General features: G+C 46.0%; 3 protein-coding genes. 1 reads left to right on the top strand and 2 read right to left on the bottom strand.

Translation table 11 applies throughout. From position 1 onward, the window contains the following. A partial coding sequence (locus ACEW8S_RS04930; protein ID WP_373517070.1) for a tRNA-dihydrouridine synthase occupies nt 1-360 on the top strand: 360 nt, incomplete at its 5' end. Here ACEW8S_RS04930 and ACEW8S_RS04935 read toward each other — a convergent pair. Beyond that, nucleotides 335-1,528, bottom strand: coding sequence for an ABC transporter permease (locus ACEW8S_RS04935; RefSeq protein WP_373517071.1), 1,194 nt, complete (start codon nt 1,526-1,528; stop codon nt 335-337). The two genes, ACEW8S_RS04930 and ACEW8S_RS04935, sit on opposite strands and share 26 nt — an antisense overlap. A gap of 27 nt (nt 1,529-1,555) precedes the next feature. Then, nucleotides 1,556-1,787 (bottom strand): ribosome-binding factor A (locus ACEW8S_RS04940; RefSeq protein ID WP_373517072.1); only part of this gene is annotated, 232 nt, incomplete at its 5' end.

Consider the following 1,787-nt stretch of genomic DNA (forward strand, 5'->3'; position numbering starts at 1 on the left):
GACGAATACGGACTCGACGGCGCCATGATCGGCCGCGCCAGTATCGGGCATCCTTGGTTTTTTAGGGAAGTCAAGCACTTTTTCAAAACCGGCACCCACGCCGAACCGCCCACTATGGAAGAAAGGGTCGATGCCGCCCGCGCCCACCTTCAAATGGCCATAGCTTGGAAAGGCGAAAAACTCGGCGTTTTCGAGACCCGCCGTCACTACACAAATTACTTCAAGGGCATCCCCCATTTTAAGGAATACCGAATGGAAATGGTGACCAGTGACGATTCCGCCGATGTTTTTGCCGCCTTAGATGAGGTGATGGAGCGGTTTGGGGATTTTGAGTTTAGCTCGCAATCAATTTCTTCGTAATTCTACTACTGGCAATTTTGGAGGCAATTATCCCCAGGACCATAATAGTAGCGAGAACGATGGCCACATTGATCAGCTGATATTCTACGGGATATGCCAGCGAGGGCGTAATCTTCAACCATCCGAAGGCCAATTGTGACCAAATGAGCAGCGAGGCCAAGGCGACGCCGATTATGCCGCCGGTGGTCGTAACCAAAATCCCCTGTACGAAATAGATACTGCGTAGTTTTTTGATGGTAACGCCCAGATTGAACAGTGTTTTTGAATTCTGCTGTTTGTCCAATATCATCATGATGATGGCACCGACCACGTTGAACAGGGCAATAATGAGAACTAGTGTGAAAATAAGGTATGTAGCCAAATTTTCGGTGTTCAGCATCCTATGTAGCGAACTGTTTAGCTCTTGTCGGTTTTTTAGAACGATGTTGCTTCCTAAGATTTCGAGAATCCTTTTTTTTGCGGATGTAATATCCCCAGAACCATCCAACTTAAAATTAATACCGGAAATTTGATTACTATCCCTGTCCAGTAGCTGTTGTACGGATGGTAAATCCGCAAAAACGTACTTTTTATCCAGATTCTCCTCTATCCCGTAAACGCCGCTTAGAACGAGTGGTTTTGTCTTGATATCCTGAGGTTTGATGGAACCTTGGCCCGGTTTTAGGGCCATGACTACCAACGGATTTCGGTATTGATTGACTGTCGTGCCCAGAATATTCGCAATTCCGATGCCGGCGACCGCATCTTGTTCGTTGATACGCCAAGTGCCGTACTGGATGGTACTGTCGACGCTAATAACCTGATTATAACTCGAATCGACGCCCTTTATAAATGCGATATGGCTTTTTTGTTCGTTCTTGAGATAGACCTTTTCCTCCAATTCTTTGCTATATTCGGCTATGCCCTCAACTTGTTGTAGTTTTTGTTCTTGATCGGGGGAGATGGAAAAGAATTTTCCGGTTATGGGTACCGCTTTCAAATCCGGATCGAAAGTGTTGCTGAAGGATAGGCTAAAGGTCTTGAGGCCTGCAAACCCGGAAAGTACGATGAACAATGCGCCCGAACCGATGACGATGACTAAAAAGGTAATAAAATTGATAACGTTCACCGCGTTTTGGCTGCTCTTGGAACGCACGTAGCGTTTGGCGATGTAGAACGGGAAATTCAAGGTGTCATCGGTTTAAAAAATAGGCTCTCAGATTTTTTTCCTTTTGGCCAAAAGAGCACGGTTTTCAATCGGATTTTCATCCCCTTTCAGCGATTTTTCGATGTTTTCGATGTAATCTAGCGAATCGTCCAAGAAAAAGGATAGTTCCGGCACTCTTCGCAATTGATGCCGGGTGCGCTGCGCCAGTTCATGTTTGATCAAGGGCTGGTTCGAGGTAATACCCTCCATAATTTCCGGTGCATTTTTGTTCGGAAAGATG

It is taken from the genome of Pricia sp. (assembly GCF_041745955.1).
Classification (GTDB): domain Bacteria; phylum Bacteroidota; class Bacteroidia; order Flavobacteriales; family Flavobacteriaceae; genus Pricia.